This is a genomic window from Microcystis aeruginosa NIES-4325 (assembly GCF_008974145.1).
Lineage (GTDB): Bacteria > Cyanobacteriota > Cyanobacteriia > Cyanobacteriales > Microcystaceae > Microcystis > Microcystis aeruginosa_G.
This window is the reverse complement of sequence record NZ_BJKP01000106.1, coordinates 1-734: the sequence shown is the minus strand read 5'-3', so window position 1 is coordinate 734 and position 734 is coordinate 1. Positions and strand designations below refer to the sequence as shown.

At 36.5% G+C, this 734-nt stretch carries 1 pseudogene; it reads right to left on the bottom strand.

Features of this window, described 5'->3' with window-relative positions:
• A pseudogene (locus MiAbW_RS19180) lies at positions 1 to 627 on the bottom strand (IS4 family transposase); the annotation flags it as partial.
• Between the last annotated feature and the right edge of the window lie 107 nt (positions 628 to 734).

Genomic DNA, 734 nt, shown 5'->3' with positions numbered 1-734 from the left:
CAAAAATAGTTGAGTTCCTGGACTTAAACCTAATCCCCTCATTTCTTGATAAACTCCTTCCTCTGTCTTGACATTTGTGCTTTGTTTTTGTCTTAAACAAAAGTATACACTCTTCTCCCAGAGCCACTTTCCAAGACTGACAGAGCAAAATTCTCTATCTCCTAACACCACTATTTTATGACCTGATAGCACCGTCAATGTTTTTTCTAATACTCGCTGCTGTTCTTCGAGATTACTACTTCCTTTTTTATCTAATATCTCCCAATAGATTGGCATGGCTCTCTTGTCATAAATTAAACTCACCATCAAGATATTTATTGCTCCCCAACTCGTCCGGTCTATGGCAATATATACTAATCCTTTTATTGTGAATCTCTCCTGCTGTTTTAACATCTCTTTTAGGCAGGGAAACCAGATTTTTTCAATATTCAGAATTTCCAGCTTTAAAAATCTTTTTATTTTTTTTCTCCGACTCTCAAACAGGATTGGTATTGGTAGTGCTTCTGCTAATATCTCTAACTTTGCTTGCTTTAGTATTTGCAAGGTTCCAACTATCATTAACAACATTAGATAGCTGGCTCGCCCCAGTTCATTTTCTAACACTTTCTGGTATAATTCACTTATCATTTTTGTTCTCTAGCTCATATTTACTATATATGACCTATCTTTTTTGGGAGCCGATCTTCTGTATCCTAGGCTACACAGGATTTTCAGCTTTCTTGTCCCCCTGTCAG